General features: G+C 68.6%; 28 protein-coding genes. 13 read left to right on the forward strand and 15 right to left on the reverse strand.

The features are described 5' to 3' along the window. Nucleotides 1-77 precede the first annotated feature (77 nt). Together ABD999_RS28545 and ABD999_RS28550 are read left to right on the forward strand one after the other, a co-directional pair. The gene (locus ABD999_RS28545; RefSeq protein ID WP_345482971.1) at nt 78-587 is read left to right on the forward strand and encodes a cytochrome b family protein; all 510 of its coding nucleotides are present in this window, start codon (nt 78-80) and stop codon (nt 585-587) included. Nucleotides 588-650: 63 nt separating this feature from the next. After that, a complete protein-coding gene (locus tag ABD999_RS28550; RefSeq protein ID WP_148035039.1) occupies nt 651-830 on the forward strand; it encodes a hypothetical protein in 180 nt (59 codons plus the stop codon). Nucleotides 831-974: 144 nt separating this feature from the next. On the opposite strand, the gene ABD999_RS28555 is transcribed toward ABD999_RS28550, so the two are convergent. Then, the gene (locus tag ABD999_RS28555) at nt 975-1,667 is read right to left on the reverse strand and encodes an NAD(P)-dependent oxidoreductase (protein WP_271276159.1); all 693 of its coding nucleotides are present in this window, start codon (nt 1,665-1,667) and stop codon (nt 975-977) included. Between the two features lie 91 nt (nt 1,668-1,758). Here ABD999_RS28555 and ABD999_RS28560 point away from each other — a divergent pair, with 91 nt between their 5' ends. After that, nucleotides 1,759-2,397, forward strand: coding sequence for a TetR/AcrR family transcriptional regulator (locus tag ABD999_RS28560; protein WP_271276158.1), 639 nt, complete (start codon nt 1,759-1,761; stop codon nt 2,395-2,397). 1 nt (nt 2,398) lies between these two features. On the opposite strand, the gene ABD999_RS28565 is transcribed toward ABD999_RS28560, so the two are convergent. Together ABD999_RS28565 and ABD999_RS28570 are read right to left on the reverse strand one after the other, a co-directional pair. Next, nucleotides 2,399-3,103, reverse strand: a complete 705-nt coding sequence (locus ABD999_RS28565) for an NADPH-dependent F420 reductase (RefSeq protein ID WP_271276157.1) — start codon at nt 3,101-3,103, stop codon at nt 2,399-2,401. A 66-nt stretch (nt 3,104-3,169) separates the two neighbouring features. Beyond that, on the reverse strand, nt 3,170-3,511 hold the full coding sequence (locus ABD999_RS28570) for a MerR family transcriptional regulator (protein ID WP_148035035.1): 342 nt from the start codon (nt 3,509-3,511) through the stop codon (nt 3,170-3,172). Nucleotides 3,512-3,597: 86 nt separating this feature from the next. On the opposite strand from ABD999_RS28570, the gene ABD999_RS28575 reads away from it, so the two are divergent. Continuing rightward, nucleotides 3,598-4,395 carry an aminotransferase class IV family protein gene (locus ABD999_RS28575; RefSeq protein WP_271276156.1) on the forward strand — a complete coding sequence of 266 codons (798 nt, stop codon included), beginning with the start codon at nt 3,598-3,600 and terminating at the stop codon, nt 4,393-4,395. 179 nt (nt 4,396-4,574) lie between these two features. Here the strand turns inward: ABD999_RS28575 and ABD999_RS28580 are convergent, their stop codons facing one another. Then, nucleotides 4,575-4,979: a hypothetical protein gene (locus tag ABD999_RS28580; protein ID WP_271276155.1), complete on the reverse strand. Its 405-nt coding sequence runs from the start codon at nt 4,977-4,979 to the stop codon at nt 4,575-4,577. A gap of 244 nt (nt 4,980-5,223) precedes the next feature. Between ABD999_RS28580 and ABD999_RS28585 the strand changes: the two genes are divergently transcribed. Next, nucleotides 5,224-5,670, forward strand: coding sequence for a hypothetical protein (locus tag ABD999_RS28585; protein WP_271276154.1), 447 nt, complete (start codon nt 5,224-5,226; stop codon nt 5,668-5,670). On the opposite strand, the gene ABD999_RS28590 is transcribed toward ABD999_RS28585, so the two are convergent. Further along, nucleotides 5,667-6,068: a hypothetical protein gene (locus tag ABD999_RS28590; protein ID WP_271276153.1), complete on the reverse strand. Its 402-nt coding sequence runs from the start codon at nt 6,066-6,068 to the stop codon at nt 5,667-5,669. The two genes, ABD999_RS28585 and ABD999_RS28590, sit on opposite strands and share 4 nt — an antisense overlap. 152 nt (nt 6,069-6,220) lie before the next feature. On the opposite strand from ABD999_RS28590, the gene ABD999_RS28595 reads away from it, so the two are divergent. Beyond that, nucleotides 6,221-7,108: a phosphorothioated DNA-binding restriction endonuclease gene (locus ABD999_RS28595; RefSeq protein WP_271276152.1), complete on the forward strand. Its 888-nt coding sequence runs from the start codon at nt 6,221-6,223 to the stop codon at nt 7,106-7,108. Between the two features lie 65 nt (nt 7,109-7,173). Here ABD999_RS28595 and ABD999_RS28600 read toward each other — a convergent pair whose 3' ends face one another. Genes ABD999_RS28600 through ABD999_RS28610 form a run of 3 tightly spaced genes read right to left on the reverse strand, consistent with a single transcriptional unit; the run spans nt 7,174 to nt 10,325 of the window. Further along, nucleotides 7,174-8,043, reverse strand: a complete 870-nt coding sequence (locus ABD999_RS28600) for a macro domain-containing protein (RefSeq protein WP_271276151.1) — start codon at nt 8,041-8,043, stop codon at nt 7,174-7,176. 11 nt (nt 8,044-8,054) lie between these two features. Next, the gene (locus ABD999_RS28605; RefSeq protein ID WP_271276150.1) at nt 8,055-8,738 is read right to left on the reverse strand and encodes a TIR domain-containing protein; all 684 of its coding nucleotides are present in this window, start codon (nt 8,736-8,738) and stop codon (nt 8,055-8,057) included. A 6-nt stretch (nt 8,739-8,744) separates the two neighbouring features. After that, nucleotides 8,745-10,325, reverse strand: coding sequence for a tumor necrosis factor receptor family protein (locus ABD999_RS28610; protein WP_271276149.1), 1,581 nt, complete (start codon nt 10,323-10,325; stop codon nt 8,745-8,747). A 606-nt stretch (nt 10,326-10,931) separates the two neighbouring features. Here ABD999_RS28610 and ABD999_RS28615 point away from each other — a divergent pair. After that, a complete protein-coding gene (locus ABD999_RS28615; RefSeq protein ID WP_271276148.1) occupies nt 10,932-11,666 on the forward strand; it encodes an SDR family oxidoreductase in 735 nt (244 codons plus the stop codon). Nucleotides 11,667-11,671: 5 nt separating this feature from the next. Next, a complete protein-coding gene (locus tag ABD999_RS28620) occupies nt 11,672-12,088 on the forward strand; it encodes a cupin domain-containing protein (protein ID WP_271276147.1) in 417 nt (138 codons plus the stop codon). Here ABD999_RS28620 and ABD999_RS28625 read toward each other — a convergent pair. Together ABD999_RS28625 and ABD999_RS28630 are read right to left on the reverse strand one after the other, a co-directional pair. Further along, a complete protein-coding gene (locus tag ABD999_RS28625; RefSeq protein WP_148035025.1) occupies nt 12,085-12,453 on the reverse strand; it encodes a YybH family protein in 369 nt (122 codons plus the stop codon). The two genes, ABD999_RS28620 and ABD999_RS28625, sit on opposite strands and share 4 nt — an antisense overlap. Before the next feature lie 69 nt (nt 12,454-12,522). Next, nucleotides 12,523-13,134 (reverse strand): dihydrofolate reductase family protein, encoded by a 612-nt coding sequence (locus ABD999_RS28630; protein ID WP_271276146.1) that lies wholly within the window; start codon nt 13,132-13,134, stop codon nt 12,523-12,525. 278 nt (nt 13,135-13,412) lie between these two features. On the opposite strand from ABD999_RS28630, the gene ABD999_RS28635 reads away from it, so the two are divergent. From ABD999_RS28635 to ABD999_RS28645, 3 genes are all read left to right on the forward strand, one after another. Then, nucleotides 13,413-13,925 carry a hypothetical protein gene (locus ABD999_RS28635; protein ID WP_271276145.1) on the forward strand — a complete coding sequence of 171 codons (513 nt, stop codon included), beginning with the start codon at nt 13,413-13,415 and terminating at the stop codon, nt 13,923-13,925. Between the two features lie 88 nt (nt 13,926-14,013). Then, nucleotides 14,014-14,916: a LysR family transcriptional regulator gene (locus tag ABD999_RS28640; RefSeq protein ID WP_271276144.1), complete on the forward strand. Its 903-nt coding sequence runs from the start codon at nt 14,014-14,016 to the stop codon at nt 14,914-14,916. 53 nt (nt 14,917-14,969) lie between these two features. Then, nucleotides 14,970-15,386, forward strand: a complete 417-nt coding sequence (locus tag ABD999_RS28645; protein ID WP_271276143.1) for a hypothetical protein — start codon at nt 14,970-14,972, stop codon at nt 15,384-15,386. Here ABD999_RS28645 and ABD999_RS28650 read toward each other — a convergent pair. From ABD999_RS28650 to ABD999_RS28660, 3 genes are read right to left on the reverse strand one after another with little or no spacing between them, the layout of a single operon-like run. Then, nucleotides 15,336-15,992 carry a TetR/AcrR family transcriptional regulator gene (locus tag ABD999_RS28650; RefSeq protein ID WP_271276142.1) on the reverse strand — a complete coding sequence of 219 codons (657 nt, stop codon included), beginning with the start codon at nt 15,990-15,992 and terminating at the stop codon, nt 15,336-15,338. The genes ABD999_RS28645 and ABD999_RS28650 overlap by 51 nt on opposite strands. Beyond that, nucleotides 15,989-17,275 carry a cytochrome P450 gene (locus ABD999_RS28655; protein WP_271276141.1) on the reverse strand — a complete coding sequence of 429 codons (1,287 nt, stop codon included), beginning with the start codon at nt 17,273-17,275 and terminating at the stop codon, nt 15,989-15,991. Before ABD999_RS28655 ends, ABD999_RS28650 begins: the two co-directional genes overlap by 4 nt. A 47-nt stretch (nt 17,276-17,322) precedes the next feature. Continuing rightward, nucleotides 17,323-18,219, reverse strand: coding sequence for an LLM class flavin-dependent oxidoreductase (locus ABD999_RS28660; RefSeq protein WP_271276140.1), 897 nt, complete (start codon nt 18,217-18,219; stop codon nt 17,323-17,325). Between the two features lie 51 nt (nt 18,220-18,270). On the opposite strand from ABD999_RS28660, the gene ABD999_RS28665 reads away from it, so the two are divergent. Next, complete coding sequence (locus ABD999_RS28665) at nt 18,271-18,696, forward strand: hypothetical protein (RefSeq protein ID WP_271276139.1); 426 nt, start codon at nt 18,271-18,273, stop codon at nt 18,694-18,696. Here the strand turns inward: ABD999_RS28665 and ABD999_RS28670 are convergent. Beyond that, the gene (locus ABD999_RS28670; RefSeq protein WP_271276138.1) at nt 18,653-19,222 is read right to left on the reverse strand and encodes a hypothetical protein; all 570 of its coding nucleotides are present in this window, start codon (nt 19,220-19,222) and stop codon (nt 18,653-18,655) included. The genes ABD999_RS28665 and ABD999_RS28670 overlap by 44 nt on opposite strands. Before the next feature lie 49 nt (nt 19,223-19,271). Continuing rightward, a complete protein-coding gene (locus ABD999_RS28675) occupies nt 19,272-20,756 on the reverse strand; it encodes an AAA family ATPase (protein ID WP_271276137.1) in 1,485 nt (494 codons plus the stop codon). Nucleotides 20,757-20,897: 141 nt separating this feature from the next. Between ABD999_RS28675 and ABD999_RS28680 the strand changes: the two genes are divergently transcribed. Then, complete coding sequence (locus ABD999_RS28680; protein WP_271276136.1) at nt 20,898-23,399, forward strand: polysaccharide lyase family 8 super-sandwich domain-containing protein; 2,502 nt, start codon at nt 20,898-20,900, stop codon at nt 23,397-23,399. The last annotated feature ends 23 nt before the right edge of the window (nt 23,400-23,422 follow it).

A 23,422-nucleotide genomic window follows, 5' to 3' on the forward strand; every position in this document is an offset into this window, starting at 1 on the left:
TCAACCGCATACGCGAGCGTCTCTCTTGTGGTGGGATATGGCGAATGGAGCGAGCGGGCCAATTAATCGGCGACACGTTGATCTTCATCTTCCTGTTCGCCGTCGTCACCGGAGCCTTCCTGGCATACCACTTCACACCCGGTGACCACACGATCGTCTACGACGGCTCGTACGCGCCGTTGCAGGGCGTCCCCATGAGCGAGGCCTACAGCTCGTCCCTGCGGATCAGCTTCGACGTGCCCGGCGGGCTGCTCCTGCGGCAGGTGCACCTCCAGTCCTGGCCTGTCCTCGCCTTCGGCACCTTCGTCTGGCTCCTGGTCGCCCGGCACCGGTACGCGCTCGCGGCGTTCGGCCTGGCCATGGCCGCCACCCTGTCCGGCTACGCGACCGTCGACGACCTGCTCAGCAGGACCTTGCTGGGCGAGGTGTCCACCATCTGGTGGTACGGGGTGCACCTGGTGGTGGCGCTGGCCCTGATCGTCGTGCTGGTGATCTCCTCCCGCCGCGAAGCCGCCCGTCAGCCGAGAACCGTCCCCTTCATCGCCCTGGCCTTCGCCATCGCCCTGCTGGCGGTCTACTGGCTCTGACTTGCATCCCGTTCCCAGCCGGTTCCAAGAGCGTCACAAGAGCGGCCCGATGTAATCCTCACCATGACCGACAACAACAAGAACGGCGCCTTCGGGCGCGCGGTTCGCCGGATCGCCGCCGTGGCGGTGATCTCCGCGGCCGCACTGTCCCTCGCCGCCGGATCGGCCCAGGCCAGGCCGCCGGACATCTGGTACCCCTGCACCATCGACGGCAAGCCGATGTGGTGCATGGACGTCACCTGACGACGTCACATCCCAGCGGCCGGCGCAGTCACCGTCAGAAAACTTCGTTCCATGGGGGGAGCGTCACGGTGACGCCCCAGGCGCCGGGCTGACGAACGGGCACGACCCTTGCCAAGGGGGGTCGTGCCCGTTCTGTTTCCGGGGTCATCCGATGTGCAGCGCTTCCTTCACGAGCATGCGGTAAAGGTTCGGGGTGCCTTCGGTGGTGATGACCTCGACGACGGCGCGTGGGTTGCGGTCTTCGACGGCTTCCCGGATGAGCGCGTCCGCCAGGTCACGGCGGGAGGTGAACCGGCCGACCAACTGCGGGAGGCCGACGGTGTAATCGGTGACGCCGGTGCGGTCGAACAAGCCCGCGGGACGGATGACGGTCCAGTCGAGGTCGCTGCGCGCCACGATCTCCTCCGCGCGCCCCGCGTCCTCGTACAGCGGACGTCCCAGCCTGAGCAGCCACGGCATGATCACCTTTCGGTAGAAGAGCGTCTCGCCGGGCGGGGGTTTCATCGGCACGCCGGTCGAGGTGACCATGACCAGCCGCCGGAGCCCGTGGGCGGTCATGGCCGCGACGATGGCCGCAACGGCCTCGGAGGCCGTCGTGGTGTCCGCCGAGCCGTACGGGACTCCGAGTGTCGAGATCACCGCGTCGTGCCCGGCCACGACCCGGTCCACCGCGGCGCCGTCCCGCGCGTCCGCCTTCACCACCGCCAGCCCGGGATCGTCCAGGGGGAACTCCTCCGGATGCCGGGTCACCGCGGTGACGGCATGGCCTTCGGCGAGCGCCTGGGCGGTGGCGATCCGGCCGGTCTGGCCGTTGGCCCCGAAGATCACAAGTCTCACGTACGCACCTCCGCTAGCTTGGCCGTCGTGGCACCTGCGATTCGACGCCACTTATATTGATTATAGGCACCGTAAAGCCAAATGGGGGATCATGAGCGAGGAGCAGGAGCGGCGTCGCTACGAGTCGTTGCGCCGCACCACCCAGGCGCTGGAAACCCGGGCGGAGATCGCCCGGGCCGCCCGTACGCTCTTCCTCACCCGGGGGTGGGCCCAGACCACGGTGCGCGACGTGGCACGCGAGGCGGGCGTCTCCGTGCCGACCGTCTACGCGACGTACGGCAACAAGACCGGCCTGGCACGGGCCCTGGCCGACGCCGCCGACCTGAGCGGCGACGTGCCGCACCTGCTGGCCGAGCTCGAAGACCCCGCCGCGGACCCGGCACGGCAGCTCGGCGCGATGGCCGGCTTCGACCGCCGGCTGTACGAGCGCTCGGGCGACATCATCATGCTCGTACGGGAAGCGGCACGCACGGAGCCGGACCTGGCCACCCTCTACAGCGACGGCCGCCGCCGCGCCGACGAGACCCGCGTCCACGTGTTCTCCTCGTGGCCGGACGGGGTCCTGCGGGCCGGCCTGGACGTGGCGACGGCCGTCGACGTCTACGCCGCCATCTGCAACATCGACGTCTACGCCGTGCTCACCGGCGAGCGCGGCTGGTCACCCGACCGCGTCGAGAACTGGTGGGGCGACGTCCTGGCCCGTGAACTGCTGGTGAAGAGCGGGCCGTGAGTCACTCCATGTCGCGGTAACGGAGCGCTGCGGCCAGCGCGGTGCGCAGCTCGTCGGCGCCGGCGGGGGAGCCCGGGTCGTCCGCGGAGATCCCGGCGCCCTGCGGCGCGTGCGCGTACGGCACCACGTACGCGGCGGTGTCCCGCTGGAACCGCCACCCCTCCGCCAGCGGCCCCGCGTCGACCACGTCGAACCCGAGCGTGTCCAGCAGCTCGGTCGCGGCGGCCTTGGCCCCGGCGTCGTCCCCCGCGATCGGCAGCGCCGTCCGGTCGGCGGCGCCCGCCGGGCGGGGGAGCGAGGCCAGGTGCTTGAAGTAGATGTTGTTGAAGGCCTTGACCACCTTGGCCCCGGGCAACTGCCGCTGGAGCAGCTCGCTGGTCGTGGTCTCCTCCGCGTCGAGCTCCGGGATCCGCCCGTCGCGCTGCGGATAGTAGTTGCCGGTGTCCAGCACGACCTTCCCGGCCAGCGGCTCCGCCGGCACCTGGCCGATGCCGCGCAGCGGGATCGTCACCACCACCCAGTCGCCGGCGGCCGCCGCCTCGGCCGGCGTGGCGGCGCGGGCGCGCGGGCCGAGCTCCTCGACGAGCGAGGCCAGGGTCTCCGGGCCGCGCGAGTTGCTCAGGACGACGTCGAGACCGGCATCGACGGCGAGACGGGCGAGCGTGCCACCGATGTTGCCACTGCCGATCAATCCAAGAGTTGCCATGCCCGCGACAACCCCGCCCGCGCGGGGCCTATTCCCTACCATACAAGAGGGTTACTGGTCGTTTACCTATCGCATGAGGAGGCCGGCGAGCGTGCTCCGGTTGCGCTGGAGGTCGTCGATGCGCTCGTCCATGGCCGCCAGCTCCCCGTTGAGTATGTCCCACAGCTCCGCGCACCAGTCGAACTCCGGCCGCTCGCCCCGCGCGCACGGCAGCACCGTACGGATCACCTCGGTGGACAGACCCGCCTTCAACAGCGCGCGCACCTGCCGCACGGTGACGACGGCATCCTCGCCGTAACGGCGATAGCCGTTGGCGGCGCGGCTGACGTCGAGCAGCCCCTGCTCCTCGTAGTAGCGCAGCATCCTCGGGCGTACCCCGGTCAGCCGGGACAGCTCCCCGATCAGCATGAGTTGACCTTTCCATCGGTGTGAAGCCATAACGTCGCCTCGTCGAACGGGCATTCCGGCCCGCGTCATCACCCCTGGAGCAAGCCATGTCCTCTTTCGTCGTCCACCGCGACGGCCACCCGGCGACCGCCGCGGAGCTGGCGCCGCTCGCCTTCGCGGGCTACGCCCACTTCACCGCCATGCAGGTCAGGGGAGGTCGCGTACGAGGTCTCGACCTCCACCTGGAGAGGCTGCGATCCGCCTCCATGGAGCTGTTCGGCCGGGCACTCCCCGACGATCAGGTTCGGGCCCGGCTGCGGTCGGCCCTCCTGGCAGGCCCGGCCGACCTCTCCCTGACGGCCACCGTGTACTCCCCGGCGGGCGAGTTCACCGCGACCGACCTGGAGCCTTCGCTCTTGGTGCGCACCGGCCCGCCCGCGTCCGGCCCCCGAGGGCCGCTCTCGCTGGCGGCGGTCGAGCACGAACGGGTCCTCCCCGCCGTGAAACACGTCGGCGAGGTGGCCAAGACGTACTTCCTGCGCCAGGCCGTCGCCCGCGGCTTCGACGACGCCGCCTTCCTCGACCGCCGCGGCCGGCTCAGCGAAGGGTCCATCTGGAACCTGGCCTTCTGGGACGGGGCGGCGGTGGTGTGGCCCGAGGCCGAGATGCTGGGCGGCACCACGATGGCCATCGTCCGCCGGCAACTGGACCGGCTCGGCGTCCCCCAGCGGGTTCAGGAGATCACGCTCGCCGACCTGCCGGCGTTGGCTGGGGCCGTGGTCATGAACTCGTGGACGCCGGGGGTGCCTGTACACCAGATCGCCTCGACCTCCCTGCCTGAGGCGCCGTCTTTCGTACGAATGCTGCACGAGGCGTACGGAACCGAACCGCCCAGCGCCCCTTGAACGGTCCGCCGCTCCTGCATCAGCCGCGTTGGTCTCCCGGTCCGTCGAACAGGTCGTCGAGGGTCTGCGCGGTCACGGCGCGTGTGGCCCAGTTTTCGAGTTGGATCAGGCCGGTGCAGGTGGTGGTGCGGGCTCGGGTGTCGTTCGGAAGCGTGAAGCCGCGGGAATTCGTGATCTCCTCAGGAGTCGGCCGTGGGCCATGACCGCCAGGGCCGAGAGGGCGGGCTGAGCTGACGCCTCGTGGGGGTCGGGGATCTCGGGATGTTGTCCGGTCCCAGAACGTGAGGGTGCAGGCGGTAGCCGGTCAGCCCGGAATCGACCGGCGTGGCGTAGTGGGCGGCGACCCCTTGGTCAGGGCAGACGACCAGGACGGTGACGTCGCAGCGCAGCAGCAGCCACAGTGCGGTGGCATAGCGGGCGAGCTGTTTCGGGTCCTTGGACTTGTCGTGCGGGATCTCCACGACGATGGCGTGCGCGGGCTCGTTGGGTGGTCCCAGGACGACGACCACGTCAGCTTCGAGATCCCCCGAGGGGCGGGTGTTGAACGTACTGTCCTCGACGCGGATCAGCGGAGTGGTGGGCATCTCCACTCCCTTGAGGTCGCGCAAGATCTCCACTGCCAGCTCGGGCCGGTCTTTGAACAGCTGAATGAGTGCGTCATGTCGGGGGGACGGCATGACACTCATTGTGACATGGCAACTACCTTGAGTGGTCATCGGGCCGCGCCCTTAACCGCCCCGATTGCCCTATTTACGCGGGTGCCGGCTCCGACGCCCGCCCGTGGCTGATCGACCCGAACGAACCCCCGGCCCGACCCGTCATATCCATATGAAGCGATTCGCTGTGGCGAGTGCGTGGCTGGCAGCGTTCCTCCTGGTCATCCCGACGGCTGGTCTGGCCGTGGCGGCCTCGTCGCTGCACGAACCAGCGGCTTTCCTGGGCTGGTACCTGGTGCTGCTGGCACTGGCCTACATCCTGGGCCTGATCCCCCTCGCACTGATCGGGCTCGCGCCCGACTGGCTGCGGGCGCTCGTCACGGCGATGGTGATGTACGTGATCGCGCTCGTCACACCGCTCACCACCGCCATGGCGAGCTTCCCGATCCACGTGATCAGGTGCGGCGGCCTGCCGCTCGTCGCCACGGACTTCGCCGCCGCCAAGAGCTACACCATGCCCAGCAGCGAGTACTACCTGGTGACCCCACTGGACAGCCGCTTCTTCTGCACCGAGGACGAGGCCCGCGCCGCCCGCTACCACCGATGGCCAGTGCCTTAGCCGCCCTGGGTGAAGATGGTCTTCGACTTCGAGCACGACCCGGTGGGCTGCTTGGCGGTGCCCCGGCAGACCTGGATCTTGATCTGCAGCACGTACCCGTAGCTCTGGCGGAAGGTGCCGACGCCGGGCTTGCAGTAGTAGAAGCCGTGGGTCTTCCAGCGTCCGTTCTTCGCACTCTGGGCGCGGACGATAGCCCAGGAACAGGCCTTGCCGGGGATGTCCCGCACGTTGCCGGAGACGACGAACCCGGACTGTCCCACCGTCACCCTGCCCCAGGCGCTGGCCTTGGCGTCAGCGGAGTACACGGTCCCCCACTTCCAGGACGTGCGGTCGGCGGCGGCCGGGGAGGCCAAGGTGAGGGGGAGGGCCAGGGCGGCGAGGAAGGCGAGCAGGCGCATGAGGGACTCCGGGATGGTACGTGACGTGATCACCTCTAGAGATAGGCCGTCCGCCTTGCGATCCGCTTGAAGCCGACTGTGATCAACCCACCAGCCCGGCGAGCAGATCTGCTGACCTCCAACAACCGGAAGATCGCCCTACACTGACGATCGTGGACTGGATCGAGCGGGTCGCCGAGATCCGGCGCTGGACCAGAGGCGGCGAACGCGCGCCGCACAAACCGCTCCTCCTCCTGTACGCCCTGGGCCGGTTCCAACGCCACGGCAACCGGCCGATCCCCTTCAGCGCGGCCGAGGCCGAGCTGAAGACCCTGCTCAAGGAGTACGGCCCGCCCCGCGACACCAGCCCCGGCTACCCGTTCCACCACCTGACCAGCGACGGCCTCTGGCTGGTCGAGACCCTGCACGGCCCGGGCAGCCCGGGCCCCGAACTCGGCAGGCTGCGCGATAGCCAGGCCGCCGGCCGCCTCCACCCCGACCTGGCCCGCGCCCTGTCGGAGGAACCCGGCCTGCTGGGACGGATCGCCCGCTACCTTCTCGACGCCAACTTCGCCCCGTCCCTGCACACCGACCTCTGCATGCTGGCCGGCCTGGACCTGGAGACGGCGGAGACCACCGCCGAGGTCAGGAAGCCACCGCCGGTCCGCCGCGGCCCCGGGTTCCGCGATCAGGTGCTGATGGCGTACGAGTACTGCTGCGCGTTCTGCGCGTACGACGGCTGGCTGGACGGCACGGCGGTGGGCCTCGACGCGGCGCATGTCCGCTGGTGGGCCTTCGACGGCCCGGACGACCTGGCCAACGGGCTGTGCCTGTGCGCGATCCACCACAAACTGTTCGACAAGGGCGTCCTCGGGCTGACACAGGACCGGACCATCACCGTCTCGGCCAGATACGTGGGCCGCTCGCAGGCATCCCGCGACATGGTCCTCTCCCTGGCCGGACGCCCGGCCCGAGAACCCCAACCGGGCCTGGACGCGGTCAAGCCGGACCACATCACCTGGCACGTCCGCCAGGTCTTCCGCACGCCCGCCCGCGGTTGACCGAGCTACTGCGTCGCTGTGACAGGCCGGTTCGCAGATCCTGTGGCGTTGGCGGCTGGCGGGAGTCACAGTGCGGTGAGAAACGCCCTCATCTCCAGCATGTCCACTTTTTCAATGTCGTTGGGACGGATGACCACTGTGAGTCGCCGGCAGACAGGACGAGCCCGGGAGCGCGCGATGAAGGAAAGGATGATCATCTTGAGAAGGTTCTCCTTGTCCAGGGCGTGCACCCTCGCCAATTCCGCACCCATGACGGGTACTGCCACGTGACGGAGTTGGCTGTTCTGACTGATGGCTGTCCACAGGTGTCCGAGGCTGAGCCATAGGTCGTCCATGGACGACTTTGCTACGAGGTCATTGCCCATCCTGCTGTAGGCGAGGCAGTAGATCCTTCGACGTGGTGAACCGATCACCGCAACCGTGCCTATCGGATATCGGCTCAGCTTCCCTCCGGGCTTCGACTCCTTGGTTTCTGTAGATAGTGGCACCGTGGTAGATAAGGCACAAGTCAGTTCCTCATCCAGCCGCCGCAGATCTCCTTCATAAATTCGGTCCAACAGCTGACCCTGAAGGCTGTCGCCGTTGATGATCCGGTTATCGGTGGTGTCGGCGTCGAACGTGTCGCTGAATCCAACTACGAGATCTGCGTCTTCTTTCAGGAGATCGCCGACCTGGATGGTGATCGTCATCTCGGGGTGGGTGAAGTCGCGGGATATGCGACTGTGCGGATACGCGCGTACCAGTCCCCATGCCAGGCAAGCGGTCAGGGAGATGACCGTCACGCTGCCCGGACTACTGAAACTCACTCCGAAGACTTGGCCGACGAACTGGACGGCGGCGGAGATCACTCCAAAAGCAATGAAGAAATGCGTCGTCAGCAGGACACGGCCTCGCGAGGTGTGAACGGCTTGGCGTAAGCCGTGGATCAGGGACACCGGTCTTCTGCCTATCGAGGAGGCCGGCGGGTGTAAGCGGAAAGGTCTCGCAGTAGCTCCGGATCGATATAGTCCACACCTGTGCTTGTCAGGTGGCATCCTGCTGTCTCGAGTCGCTGACGGAGTTTCAAGACACTCCCGGGGGAACCGTTGACCTGTACGTAGTTTAGTCCATTGATATCCGAGACTTGCCGTAGTTTTCCCAGACGTAGCAGCAGTGTCCGCCTGGGGGCGACCCCAAAGGCCATGCCGGCCTCAAAAAGCACGTTCGGACGCGCCTGGCACTGCAAGTCGTGTTCGTCTTCGTCCTCTGCTAGTGAGGGATGGAGCTGGACGACGTCGTCAGGAGTCATGACGACCACTATCGCCTGCGCGATATCGAGCGCTCGCCCGACCACATCCAGCAGGTGAGGACTCATAGTTGCCGTCTCGCGGACGAGAGTCTCCCATTCCAGCGGTAAGAGGCCAAGTCGACGGAGGAGGTCGAATACCTTGCTGCGTGCCTGCTCATCCCGCCCGTGAATGACGAAGACGTTGCGTTCCTTTTCGTGTTTTGCAGCCTGATCGAGGCTTGTAGCTTGATCTGACGGCTGGGACCCGAAGCCGTACGATATGGCCCGCGCCCCAGGGCCGGCCGCGATTGAGGAACCGGTCAGTTGTCCGCCGCTCACCTGTATGCCGTAATTGTCAGGCATGATTGTTCACCTTCCCTTTTTCCCGCTGGATGCAGACCCGTAGCTAGTGGCTTGAGCATTCTCTCCCGCCGCGACGCTGTCAGCGTTGAGGGAACCACCGCCTGTCACGAGCACTCCGTTGTTGAGGATCGTCGTCTGCCGCTCTACCAGTTCCCCAGTGTGTACGTTGTGGTCATCGAAGAACTGCACCAGAGCGTCGAAAACTCGCTGTTCGACCACCTTTGTGTACATCTCGCTATCGAGCTTCTGGAAGTAACGGCGGTAGCGTAAGTCGCTGGCTTCTTCGCGTACGCAGTAGGAAGCGCCATGGTTGAAAGTCCGCTCATGAACAGGAATATCTGTATCGGCAAGCGCCCGGCGGTCCTGGATGAATTCCCCCAAGTGGGCGAATGCCGAAATCATTCCTTCGAAGATGCTCAGGCTGCGCACCGCCAAACGCGCGAAGCCCCACGGCGTCGCGATGGGTTTGATCTTGTCGTAGCTGTGATAGCGAGCTTGTAGTGGCGTAAGCACGGAGTGGCTCGCCTCGATGAACAAGTTCTTCTTCACGATGGCGAAGCGGAGGAAGATGGTGAGCGCCAGCTCGCCGTCCCAGCCGATCAAGCGAATCACGGTATAGGGGCGTGCTCTTGCGTCTCGTTCCGCCAAAAGGCTGTCAAACCTCTCACCATTTACTGTGGGAAGCGGACGTCCGGTCCGGTCGACGAAGCCATCGTTTTTCTGCACGTCGCGGCCGCTGACGAAGATTCGGTCCTCTACTTCGAGTCCTTTCCAGTCCAGGGCCTTGACCTGGGTGGCCACATATTGACGTATGTTGTGAACTTCGAAGGGTATGGTTATTCCGCCCTCATGTCGCGGCTTTTCTACGTCGATCGCGAAAGACCAGCCCCCGATGACCTCCCCATAGCCTGTGAACGGTTCGAACTTCCGGTAAATCGATACGTTCCCCTGGGTCAGTTCCTCTATCTGCGCAAGCCGGCGGCGTAGCAAGGGCTTGATGGGATTAGGCGCATTGGCGGCCGAGAACCGGCCAGGGCTGAGGACTACAGCGATCATCCGGTTGTGGACGAGCTTGTATACGAACTTGACGAGGGTAGTGCCGATCAGCATGGCGCCTAGTGCCCAAGGTACGAAGCGAAGTGGTGTGAGCGACAGGGTGTAGACGGCGCCGGCAACGGAGCCCAGGACGGTGAGCACGCCGAGGAGATTGATCGCGGTGAAGGCGCAGTCCCGTAATGCCCGGCGTCGCCTCCCCGAGCATGCATGCCTGAGGATGGCCGGGAGGTGGACCCCTGGAGAGACGGCGATACCACGCTGAGGCTGGCGGATGATGTGGTCGAACAGACGTTGTGCGAACACCATGTCGGCCTGGGCAGCACAGCACAGGTGGCGCGTCACTTCATTGTCGGCCTTCTTGATGTCCAAGGGGTGGGGGCGCGAGAAGTCGGCGGCCGGTGGCTCATCACGATCTGATATCGGCGTGGTCGGTGGTGCCTCAAGACGGAACTCCGTGACAGGGCACTCACCACAGGCACCGGCCCCCGACCAACGACCTGGGCATAGATCGCAATGCGTGGTCTTGCGCATCCCGTACGCACCCCTTCGCTAGTACGTCTCTCTCATACTGAGCAAGGAGTCGCGTTATGAATACCTTCTGTCGGAGGACGCAGTCGGTAGAGCCGGTGCGACTGGGCTTCCTGAGTTCGCCTCGCGCCCGGCTCGCGGGCGCATAGCCGCTGGTGCCCAGCGAGGTCGAGGAGAATGCCGCACCTACAGCCAACTCCTGTCAGCTTGTCGCCACACCACCTGCGCACGGGCTCCAGCTTCGTCCTTCGGCAGCGACGAGGTGCGAGCGATCTCTCCACGTGCGCCTGTACCTGGCTGGCGTTCGACGCTGCACGGCGGCGGGCCTGGGAGAGATCATGGAATGCGCCTTGGCCTACGCCCGTGCGGCAGAAGAGCCATGGCACCAGATCACCACCGGCCGAGCCTGATGACGCCAAGTCTCCAGGGGCACGAAGCACAGACAGGGACGTCGGCGACGGTTGCTGAAAGTTGGCCGCCCTGTACGTGGCAGCAGAGACACCGCGAGGGACGCTCAAAGACGAGGTCCAAAGCAACTCAGGCCAGGAAGCCGTCCTGTCCTAACCGGCAGCCGCGAGGCCAAGGGCACCTCGCACGGAAAGGTCAGGAATGAAGATCGTCGTAGTAGGCGGAACCGGTCTGATCGGGTCCAAGCTCGTGGCCAAGCTCGCCGAGCGCGGCCACGAGGCCGTGGCAGCATCGCCGAGCACCGGGGTGAACGCCCTCACCGGCGAAGGCCTGGCCGAGGTGCTGGAGGGCGCGTCCGTGGTGGTCGACGTGTCGAAGTCCTCCTCCTTCGAGGAGTCCGCCGTACGAGAGTTCTTCGACACCTCCACCCGCAACCTGCTCGCCGCCGAGGCGGAGGCCGGCGTCGGACACCACGTCGTCCTGTCGATCGTGGGCGCGGACCGGCCGCCCAGGCGGCCGTACTTCCAGGCGAAGGCCGCCCAGGAGAAGCTGATCCAGGAGTCGCCGATCCCGTTCTCGCTCGTACGCGCCACCCAGTTCTTCGAGTTCGTCCCGAGCATCGCCGACGAGGCGACGGACGGCGGCAAGGTGCGGATGGCGCCCGTGCTCTTCCAGCCCATCGCGGGTGACGACGTCGCGCGGGCTGTCGGCCGAGTCTCGGTGGGGGAGCCGACGAACGGCAGGGTCGATGTGGCGGGGCCTGAGCAGCTCCGGATGGACGAGTTCTTCCGGGAGGCGCTCGCCTCCTGGGGCGATCCGCGTGAGGTGGTCACCGACCCGCACGCGCACTACTTCGGAGCCGAGTTGCGCGAGAGGTCGCTGGTGCCGGACGACGGCGCCACCCTCGGCGAGATCCGCTACCGAGACTGGAGGTAGGTCCCATGTCTGAGGCCAAGCAGAGATCGACCGCCTGGCAGACGGCGCTCACCTTGCTGCAGGAGGTCGAGCCGCCCTTCATCCCGGAGGGCGCGCACGTGATGACCGTGGTCCTGGAGTTCCCGCCCGGCGACCCCGGCACGCCGCCGCACCGGCACTCCGGCCCGGCGTTCGGCTACGTGCTGGAAGGGGAGATGCTGTTCGAGCTGGAAGGCGAGCCGGAGCGGGTCCTGCGGGCCGGTGAGGTGTTCTGGGAGCCGGGCGGCGACGTCATCCACTACCAGGACGGCAACCACCGCGACGACATCCGGCTCCGCTTCACCGTCACCATGCTGTGTGAACCCGGCAAGCCGATGCTCACGCTGGTGGACGACGAAGAGCTCGCCCAGCGTCAGGACCGCCGCGTCCCTCGCCCGTCCTAGGAGCGGCCCGGCGGCACGAATTCGGGCTGGTCGAGCACCCGCAGCCAGCTCCCGTCGGCCTGACGCCGGACCACCTGCGCGCGAGCGCCGGAGCCGTCCTTGGGCGGCGTCGAGGTCAGGGCGATGTCGCCGCTGATCAACGTGGGCAGCGGCTCCTCCGGCGAGAACCGGGGACGCCCGGCCAGCACCTTCGACCACAGCTCGCGGATCGCCTCCCGCCCCACGGTCTGGCTCCCCGGCGGGTAGGCCAGCACCGCGTCCTCCTCGTACAGATCAGCGACCCCGGCCGCGTCCCCGGCGTTGGACCGCTCGACGAACAGGCGGGTGATGTCTTCAGGCCGCATGGCCTTCTCGTATGCACTCATGCCTCCAGCATCCCCACCCCTCCAACCAGAAGTCCAACAGCTGGTTCTGATGGAAACCACAACCAGCACTTATGAAACGCGGCTCATGTCCCCTGTCTCGGGCGTGCCCTCGGCGAGCCCGTAGCGCAGGTAGACGGTGCCCTTCGGGCCGGCCGCCGGCGGTTCGAGGAGGGTGACGTTCGTGGGCACCGCGCCACCGTCGAACACCTTCTTGCCGACGCCGAGCACGATGGGGTGCACCCAGAGGTCGAGACGGTCGAAGAGCTTCTCGCGCAGGAGAGTCTGCACCAGGTTCAGGCTCCCGACGACCTTCACGTGCTCGTGCCGGTCGCGGATCTCGCGCACCGCGCCGGCCAGATCCGGGCCGAGCCGCGTGGACCCGGCCCACGAGAGGTCGGGGGTGCCGCGGGAGGCCACGTACTTCGGGACGCTGTTGAACAGCGTGGCGATCTCGCCCTCCTGGTGCGGCCAGTAGGCGGCGAAGATGTCGTAGGTCCGCCGGCCGAGCAGGAGCGCGTCCGTGCCCTCGTACGCGGCGGAGACCTGCGCGCCTGAGGCCTCGTCCAGCAGGGGCGCCTGCCAGCCGCCGAACGGGAACCCCACCGGGTCCTCGTCGGGGCTGCCCGGCGACTGCCCGACAAGGTCGAGGGTGGCGAACAGCTCGATGTGGATGAGGCCCATGCCCTTACTCCCGATGCGTTGGTTGTCTGGGTCGAGAGGTAGACCTCTCGGCGCCGGCGGACTCATCGCGTCGGCTCGCCGAGAGCGTACGAACCGGCACGATCAAACTGGTCCTCCTCTGGAAAAAGACCCACAACCCAGCCGTGCGGGAGGCGCCGGCGCACAGCCCAAGGCCTTCGCATGTCGGCGCGGCTGGACATACGTGGTGCCCAGTGACCGTTTCGCACGGCCCAGTGGTTTCCAAGTGAGTCGCAAACCCATCACTCCACAGTGACACCATGCCCTCTCGTTCCGACGCCTCCGGCGAGTCGATGTTCACCATGGTCGTCCTGGTCGTCGCCACGATGGTCGCGGCGGTGGGATGGACCCTGACGGCCACTGTCCCCGCACTGGTCGACATCGGATTGGCGACAGGTCTCACCGGCGCTCCGGGAACCTTGACCGTTCAGGAGTGCCATGACCTGGAGTCCAGCAGGTATGGCAGGCAGGTGTGCACGGGCGACTTCGTGTACGCGGCCACCGGCGACAAGGTGGCGGCGGTCGGCGCCTTCTCCTGGGGCGAGCCTGGCCGCGTCTATCCTGCTCAAATCACCAGCGGGGGTGACCGGGCCGGATTCCGGGGAGTGCAGGGCGCTCTGGCAGCGCTTCCCCACGTCTCCATCGGCTTGATCTTCATCACCGCGGCGGGGATGGCCCTGAGGCTTCGGTTCTTCCGCTTGCGCAACGCGGCAGTGGTCGCCGCAGTGGGACTCGTGGGGATCATCGTCGGCGTCGTCGCGAGATGGTTCTGAGGGCCAGGGGGCCGTCTTCGGGGCGCTGTTGAACAGGCCATTTTAGAAGCCCATCAGATAGCCCTCGTCGAAACTAGAATCAATGCTTATGGAACTCCGGCAGCTCGAGTACTTCATCGCCGTCGCCGAAGAGCGCAACTTCACCAGAGCCGCCGAGCGCGTCCACATCAGCCAGTCCGGCGTCAGCGCCCAGATCCGCCAGCTCGAACGCGAGCTCGGCGCCGAGCTCTTCGAAAGGCACACCCGCACCGTCACCCTGACCGTCGCCGGCAAGGCCGCGCTCGAACACGCCCGCGCCGCCCTCGCCGCCTCCAACGCCGTCAAGCAGGCGGTGGGAGAGGTGACAGGCCTGATCCAGGGCAGGCTCACCGTCGGCATGGTCATCGGCTGCACCGTCACCCCGCTGTTCGACGCCCTCGCCGCCTTCCACCGGGCGCACCCGGGAGTGGAGATCTCGCTGCTGGAGGGCAACTCCGACCGGCTCGCCGAGAGCGTACGAACCGGGACGATCGACCTGGCCCTCATCGGGACGGGGACAGCCGAGCACGACGGGCTCCACACGATGACGATCATCAGTGAACGCCTCGTCGCGGCGGTGCCGCCCGGCCATCCTCTCGCGGACCGGGAACAGGTCACCATGGACGAGCTGACCGCGTACCCGATCGTCTGCATGCCGGAGGGCACCGGGCTGCGGGCCGTGTTCGACCGGGCCTGCGCCGCGAGAGACCGCCGGCCGGTGATCGCGTTCCAGGCCAGTGCCGGGGACGCCGTCGCCGACCTGGCCGCGCGAGGGCTCGGCGTCGGCATCCTCAGCGAGTCGATGGCCGCGCACCACCGCGACCGGCTCGCCGCCCGCGTCATCGACGACGTCGAGGCTCCCGCCCGGCTCGCCCTCGTCTGGAAGAACACCCACAGCCCGGCCGTACGGGAGGCGCTGGCGCACAGCCGGAAGGCCTTCGCCGTTAAGCCGGACGATAACGCCGGTCATTAGCGTGCTGGCGAAACCGGGGAACGGCCCCGGCGCGAGCAAGGAGCACCGAACGCATGCGAAGAAAGATCGGCATGATCGTCCTGTCGTCCGCCCTCACGATGGCGGTGACCCCCGCCCAGGCGCACGCCGCCGCGGGCTGGCAGTGCTGGGCGAACTCCTACCAGAACGACGGCGACGCCGGCGGGAGGTCGGCCTACACCCAGTTCCTCTACGACAACAGCACGACCAACCAGGTGAAGGGCAACTTCTACGCCCTGGACGAGCGCATGACGCTCAAGAACGGCACCTCGTACCGCGTGATCCTCCGCCTCTTCAACGCCCGGACGGGAGCCCAGATCGGATACCTGAGCGCCGCGGCGAACTCGCCGAACAAGATCAAGGACCTCGACCTGGCCGAAGACATCCCCGTCAAGCTCGAACTAACCATGAACCGCTTCCACGTCTGCACCGCCACCGGCGCCATCACCTGAGCAGGGACGGTCCAGACCGGCGGCGAGTTCGGCGATCACCAGGTCGACCTGCCGCCCCAGCACCTCGGCGGACGGTTCCCGCCCCGCCTCCAGCCACTGGTTGACCACGATCCGCAGCGCCGCGTGCACCGCCGCCGCGCACACCATCGGATAGACGGAGTCCTCAGGGACATCGACACGTTCGGCGATCGCTGAAGCCAGCGCCTTCTCCTGGGCGGCGAGCATGGCGAGCTGCTGCGGTACGAGCGACGGCGTCCGGTGGATCAGCCTGACCACCGCCAGGTAGTCGCGGTTGGCCGCGTCACTCTCGTTCAGGATCACCAGCACCGCCTCACGGAAGGCCCGCAGAACGGACTCCGTACGGGGCCGGGCCCGGAACTCGGCGATGAGCGCCTCCGCGGCCGAGGACACGGTGGCCACCACCGCCTCCTCCTTGCTGGAGAAGTAGTTGAAGAAGGTGCGCAGCGCGATGTCGGCCTCGTCGGCGATCCGCTCGACGGTGACGTTCTCGACCCCGTCGCGGATCGCCAGCCGCAGCGCGGCCTCCTTCAGGGCGGCGCGGGTGGCCTGTTTCTTCCGCTCACGCCGCCCCGGAAGCGTCGTCATGACCAGGTCACAGGTAGCGAGTGGACGCCGAAGATCAGCATCTCGTTGCGTACCGGGATCTTCTCGGCCGGCACGGCCAGGCGCAGGCCCGGCAGGCGGGTGATCAGCTCGCGCAGGCCGATCTGCATCTCGACGCGGGCGAGCTGCTGGCCGAGGCACTGGTGGACGCCGTGACCGAAGGCGAGGTGCGGGGTGCGGGGGCGCCGCACGTCGAGCCGGTCGGGGTCGGGCCAGTGCTGGGCGTCGCGGTTGACCTCGGGGGTGGCGATCACGACCGTGGCGCCGGCCGGGATGTCGACGCCGCCCAGCGTGACGGGCTCGGTCGTGACCCGGTTGACGCCGAGCTGGATGATCGACAGGTGGCGGAGCAGTTCCTCGACCGCGTTGTCGATCAGGGAGGGGTCGGCGCGCAGCGCGGCGAGCTGGTCGGGGTTCTCCAGCAGCGCGAACGTGCTCAGGCTCAGCTGGTTGGCGGTCGTCTCGTGGCCCGCGCCGAGCAGGACGAGCGCGACGTCGACGAGCTGGGCGTCGGTGAGCGGCGGGTCGGCGTCGTGGACGAGCCCGGACAGCAGGTCGTCGGCCGGCTGGGCGCGCTTGTGGGCGACCAGGCGCTGCATGAACCCGTACAGCTCGGCCCCGGACAGCGCCCGCCGCTCGGGGTCGGCGCTGCTGTCGAGCGCCACGGAGGTGTGCTCCTGGAACTCGGCCCGGTCGGCGTAGTCGACGCCGAGCAGCTCGCAGATGACCAGCGACGGCAGCGGCAGCGCGAACGCCGGCACCAGGTCGGCCTCGTCGCCGGCCGCCTTCATCGCCTCGATGTGCTCGACGGCGATCTCGGTGACCCGCGACTCCAGCGCCTTCATCCGCCGCACGGTGAACTGGCCGGTCAGCAGCCGCCGCAGCCGGGTGTGCTCGGGCGGGTCCATGAAGACGAAGAACCCGTCCTCCCGCGTGGCGGGCGGCTCGGGGGTGGTGGGCGCGTCCACCTCGTGCGGCTGCATCGAGGTGGCGTCGCGGTGGCGCATCTTGTCGGCGCTGAACCGCGGATCGGACAGTACGGTGCGCGCCTCCTCGAAGCCGGTCACCAGCCACGCCTGCGCGCCGTTGCGCAGCGGCAGCGGCTGCACCGCCCCCTGGCCGCGCCGCTCCCGCAGACCGGGCGGCGGGTCGAACGGGCACCGCCCGCGCTCCAGCATGTCCGGGGGGATGATCTGGCGCATCGCCGTGGGGCTGGAGCTCGGCGACTCTTCGGGCGTCGCGGTCTGCGCGGTGTCGGCGCTCATGTACGCATCCTGTCTAGAGGGGACAGGTCAAACATACACAACGCGCATCAATGCGTGTCATGCAAGATTTTGCGAACCTCCGCCAGCAGCTCGACCTGCGTCCGCCAGTCCCCGCCCGCTATCCCGACCACCGCGTGCCGCGCCCCCGCCTCCCGGTAGGCGGCCAGCCTCTCGGCGGCCTCCTCCGGACGGCCGGTCAGCGGGATGTCGATCACCTCCTCCACGGGACGCCCGTAGGCGCCGCCGATGCCTGACGCGATCTCCTCACGGGAAGGGACCCCCGTGCCCAGGGCGCAGGTCCCCCCGATCGCGACGACCGGCGCGGGCCTGCCGTGCTCCGCTGCCAGCTCGGCGAGCCGCGCCGCGCCCTCGGCCAGCTGAGCGGGGGAGATCAGGGAGGGGAACCAGCCGTCCCCCAGCCGCGCGGCCCGCCGGATCGCCGTCATGGACGCGTTCCCGACCCAGACCGGGGGCATCGGCACGGACGGCGCCAGCTCGACGGCCGCGCCCTCGACCTCGGTCCGCTCACCCGCCAGCAGGCGCGGGAGGAGCCGCAGCGCGCTGTCGGTACGGGGCCCGCGCTCGGCGTAGGGCACCCCGGCGGCGGCCCACTGCCCGGGACCGCCACCCGAACCGACCCCGAGCACCAGCCGGCCGCCCGACACGTACTGGAGCGTCGCGACCTGCTTGGCGGCCCAGGCGAGGGGGCGGATCGCCGGGATGAGGACGCTCGTGCCGATCCTGACCCTGGCCGTGGCCGCGGCGGCGGTGGCCAGGGCGATCGGGGCGTCCAGGGTGGGGCCGCCGACGGCGAGGTGGTCGCCGTGCCACACGCCGTCCAGCCCGGCATCCTCGGCGTGCCGCGCCGCCTCCCGCAGGTCGATGCCGTCCCCGCGCTGCACGCCGACCCCGGGCAGGATGACGCCGATCTCGAAGCTGTTCATCCTCGTACGGTGCAACCTGAAGTTCGGTTGACGTCAAGTATCGTCGCCCTTGTGGCGCGTTTCCTCTGCTTCGCCTGCCGTCGCCCGATCACCCTGCCGGTCCGCAGGATCCCCCTGCCGCCGGCGCACTACACCGCCATCGCCGGCGCGACCATGCCCACCGACCGCATCCAGCCCCCGCGGATGCCGCGCGGCACGTACGCGGCCAACCACCGGCCCGAGGAGTTCTCCGGGGAACCGCCCGGCCTGGTGATCCACCCCGACGACGCCGTCGGCATGCTCCTGCACCCGGACCGGTCCCGGGTCAGCGGCTGCTGCGGGATCAGCGAGATCGACGGCCCCAACCTCGTCTGCGCGGGCTGCGGCACGGACCTCGCCACCCACCAGGCCGACTGCTACGGGCAGAACCAGATCACCCTGGTGGCGGACGCCGTCATCCTGTCGCACGTGGACGACCGGAATCCCGCGGGCCCGTGAGCCGCACCCGGCCCGCGTGATCCCCCGCGTCCTCCAGGGCCTCCGACGAGCTCGGCCGCGGTTCGCCTTCCCAGCCACAGGCGCAGACCGGAACGTACCCCTCGCCGCTCCGCTCCTCCGCCCAGCCGAGGTGCTCCACGCCCGCCTCGCGCAGCAGCCGGACGGCCCTCGCCACCAGCACGACGCCCCCGCCCGCCACCAGCCCTCCGACCATCCCGAGGGAGAGGGCATCCTCGGCGTGCAGCACCTCGGGCGACCCGCGCGTCAGATGCACCAGGGCCGTGGCGAGCGCCGCCACACCGCCGAAGGCCACGAACGCCAGACCCCACACCATGCGGACGGTCGGCGGAACGAGCTCCAGGACCGTCGGGACGATGACGATGACGGCCGTGATCACCACGCTCGCGAGGACGCGGGGCGTGAACATCTGATGCCACAGCGGCCGGGTGACGAGCATGACCGCGATGCCGGTCACGAGCAGGCCGCCCAGGGCGAGGGCGAGCAGGGGACGCCTGTCCAGGATCATCGCTCCTCCTCGTCCCGATCCTCATCGGTTCCCGCCACGGTGTCCACCTTCAAACCTGGGCGGGCGATCTGTAGAGGTCCTCGGCTCCCACCAGGACGATGCCCGGGTCGGACGCGGCGCGGGCGCGGAGGTCGTCGGTGAAGCCGGCGGCGCTGTAGAGCAGGAGGCGGGCCGTGGCCGCACCGTGCCGGTTCTGGGCGGTGAGCAGGGCGCGGATGCGGGTGAGGCGGTCAAGGTGGCCGAGGCCCATGACGTCGCCCCATTTGACTTCGCCGATGCCGAGCAGCGGTTGCCGGTGGTCGTCGTCGAGGCCGTGGACGACCACGTCGAGCTCGTGACCGGTCCTGGCGGCGGGGTCGTTGACGGTGCCGGATCCGACCCGATGAGGAAAGCCGCCCAGCAGGGTCTCGGGAGCGTAGTGGCGGGTCCACAGACGGCACAGGTGCTCGAAGTGCGGGCCCAGCACATTCGCGGTGAAGCGCCGTTGCGAGCGCCGCCACAGGCGGGAGGCGTCCCGCGTGTGTTCCAGGTCGGACCAGATGGGGCGCATCACCGCGTGGTAGAAGGTGATCAAGGGCTCCGTGATGCGGTAGCTGGAGCGGTTGTCTTTGAAGACGTCGGGTTCGCGGCTGATCAGGCCGCAGTCCTCAAGGACGGTCAGGGGGTGCGCGAGGTCGCCCGACTTACGGCCCATGAACGACGCGATGCCGCCGCGGCCGGTGTTTCCCGACGCGATCGCGGCGAGCACGGAGTGGTAGAGCGCGGTGTCGCGCAGGTCGGGTTCGTCGGCCAGGAGGTAGCGGGCCTCGCGGAAGAGAGGGCTGGTGGGTGACAGGACGGTACGCACGACCCAGGCGTCGAAGTCGTCCGGACCGGATGGCGTGTCGTCGCGGGCGAACTCGCGACGGTAGGCGGGGGTGCCGCCGACGATGGCGTTGAGTTTGACCGCGGTGACGGGATCGGCCGCTCCCCAGAACTCCGCGGCGAGCCGGTGATCGAGGGGCGGGACGACGAGTTCCAGGGCGGCCCTGCCCCGCAGCGGTGCGCTGCCGCTCAGCAGCCGTCCCATGAACGACATGGCCGAGCCGCACAGCAGCAGTCGTGTGCGGCTCCCGTCGCGTTCGGCCCGCAGGGGGGCGAGGGCGTTCTGGATGATGGAGGGCAGCCGGGGGTTGGCCCGCGCGAGGTAGGGGAACTCGTCGATGACGACCGGAACCACCCTGTCGCGTCCCAGGGCGAGAAGCGCGTCCACGACCTCGCTCCAGTCCCGGAAAGCGAGCGGCGCCGGAGCCCCGAGATGCCCGGCGAGTGCCGCTCCGATCCGGTGGAGCGACTCGCCGTCCGTGGCCTCCTCGGCCGCGTGGTAGAAACCCCCGGTGGCCTGGCACAGGGCCCTGAGGAGGAAGGTCTTGCCCTGGCGTCGCCGGCCCGACACCACGCCGAGTGACGCGCCGGGCGCCTCGTCCGTCGCGAAGGACGTGAGGGTGGTCCATTCGCGCGCTCGGTCGAACATCGCGGCAGGCCGGGGAAGCATGGTGGACCACCTCTCATAACTCCACTTATCATAAGTGTACTTATGAAAGATTTCTTCATCGGTAAACCGTGAGATGACTATGGATTCCAGCGCGGTGAATGTGGATCATGTGAGGAGCCCCCGACAGCCCGGAGTCAAGCCGTGCCGCACCTGTCTCGCCGCCAGGCCCTCTCCCTCCTCCCCGCCGCCGGCCTCCTCGCCGTAGCCTCTCCCGTGCGCGCCGCCGCGTCCGGCGCCGACCACGCCCGGCTGCTCGCCAACACCGTGGCCATGCTCGCCGGCACCTCCGACAGCAACACCCGACCCGAGGTCGCCGCCAAGCTCGCCGCCATCCTCAGGACCGCCAGGCAGCGCCTCACCGCCATGGACCAGGCAGGCGACGGCGAGCTGTTCGCCGGCCTCACGCTCGGCGCCGACGACGCCGCACTCCGCCAGGCCTTCCAGTTCCTGTACGAGATCGCGCTCGCCACCCGCACCCCCGGCGGCGAACTCGACGGCGACGCCACCGTCCAGCGGCGCGTCGTCGAGGGACTCCAATGGCTGCACGAGCGCCACTTCGGCGACCAGGCGGCGGGCTACTACGGCAACTGGCACAACTGGGAGATCGGCATCCCCACCCACGTCAGCCGGACCCTGGTCCTGCTCGCCGACCTCTTACGTGACGAACGCCCCGCTCTGACGTCCACGTACCTCGCCACGATGGACGCCTACCTCCGCAACGGCAAGGACGGCGACGTCGACCTCGACTCCCGCTTCCACACCGGCGCCAACCTCGCCGACATCACCGCCAACCGCATCCTCCAGGGCGCCCTCACCGCCGACGACGCCCGCGTCGCCAAGGCCATCGCCGACCAGGCCACCGTCTTCGCCACCATCGACCCGTACGATCTGCGGCACGGCGTCACCGACGGCTACTACGAGGACGGCTCCTTCATCCAGCACCACTCGGTCGCCTACACCGGCTCGTACGGGCGCATCCTGCTGACCCGCGTCGTCCAGACCCTCAAGACGCTCGAAGGCGCGACCACCGGGTCAGGGCTGGGGGAGGTGGTCTACAGGTGGATCACCGACGGCTTCGCCCCGCTCATCTTCGAGGGCTGGATGATGGAGATCGTCAAGGGGCGCGCGGTCTCCCGTACCAACACCGGGTACGCGGACGTCGGGATCATCGTGGAGGCCATCGCCGACCTGGCGGACCACGTCGGCGGGGACAGCGCGCTGGCGTTGAAGAAGTACGTCAAGCACCTGCCTGCCGCCGACACGGGGTCGTTCGTCTCTCCGGTCAGCATCGCCCGTTACTCGGCCATCCGCTCTGACGACGCCATCCCGGCCGCCGACCTGAACCCGCCTTCGCGGTCCGTGGCCTTCAACGCCATGGACCGGGCCGTGCACCGGCGGCCCGGGTACGCGTTCGCGCTGGCGCGGAGTTCGGAGCGGATCAGCAAGTACGAGTACATGAACGGGGAGAACCTCATGCCCTGGTTCCAGGGGGATGGGGCTTACTACCTCTATCTGGCGGGCGAGGACCAGCGGGAGGTGTTCGGGGTCGACTACTTCACGGCCGTCTCCCCGTACCGGCTGGCCGGCGTCACCGCGCCGGTGGAGGAGCGGCGGACGGTGCCGGAGCTGTACGGGCGGTTCTGGTACGAGAACCCGGGGCATCCGCTGAACTTCACCTCGTCGTCGGAGTCGCAGAACACGTACGTGTACTTCCCGCGTGGCGAGAACGCGTTCTCCGGCGGGGTGACGTCCGGGGTGTACGGGGCGGCCGGTTTCGTGCAGTCCGATGACGTGGCCTATACGGCCAAGCAGGAGGGGGTTCTGCCCGAGGATTTCGTGGCTTATCGGAATGCCCGGGCCACCAAGTCGTGGTTCATGCTCGACGACGAGATCGTGGTGCTGGTGGCGGGGGTCGCCGGGCAGGGCGGGCGTGCCGCGGTGACGACGGTGGACAGCCGCATCGCCGCTCCCGGTGACGCGGTCGCGGTCACCGGCGAACGCTGGCAGGGGGGAGCCTGGCAGGCGGGTGACACCACGCCGCCCCGCTGGCTGCGCTACGCCAACGGCACCCGCGGCACCGCCGTCGGCTACGCCTTCCTCACCAGGCAGCCCGTCACCGCCGGGCTGGAGACGGTGACCCGCAGCCGCAGAGTCGTCCGTACGAGCAATCCAGACACCAGCGTTACCAAGAACGTCTTCACCGCGTCGGTCACCCATCCCGCGGGCGGTCAGGTTCCCGAGCTCGCCTACGCTCTGGTGCCCGGCGCGACCGAGGCCGGGTTGCGCGGGTACGCGCGTGGGACGGTGCGCGTGCTGGCCAACGACCGGCACGTCCAGGCGATCGAGCACAAGGGGCTCGGGATCGTGGCGGCCAACGTCTTCTCGGACGGGCCGCGTCTCGCCGGGCGGATGCTGGTCGACGGGCCCGCTTCGGTGATCGTGCAATCGGGTGAGCGTACGGTGGTCGCGCTGTCGGACCCGACGATGCGGCGGGACCGGGTCAGCGTCGTGCTCCACGGGCCGCGTCTTCGGGTCGACTCGGCGGACGAGGGGGTGAAGGTGCGGCGGGTGCCGGGCGGGATGCTGATCCAGGCGACGACCCGCCACGCCCACGGCCGCAGCTTCACGGCGACGTTGCGCTGACGATTTGTCGGTCCTCTCGCTCA

The organism is Nonomuraea ferruginea, assembly GCF_039540635.1.
Classification (GTDB): domain Bacteria; phylum Actinomycetota; class Actinomycetes; order Streptosporangiales; family Streptosporangiaceae; genus Nonomuraea; species Nonomuraea ferruginea.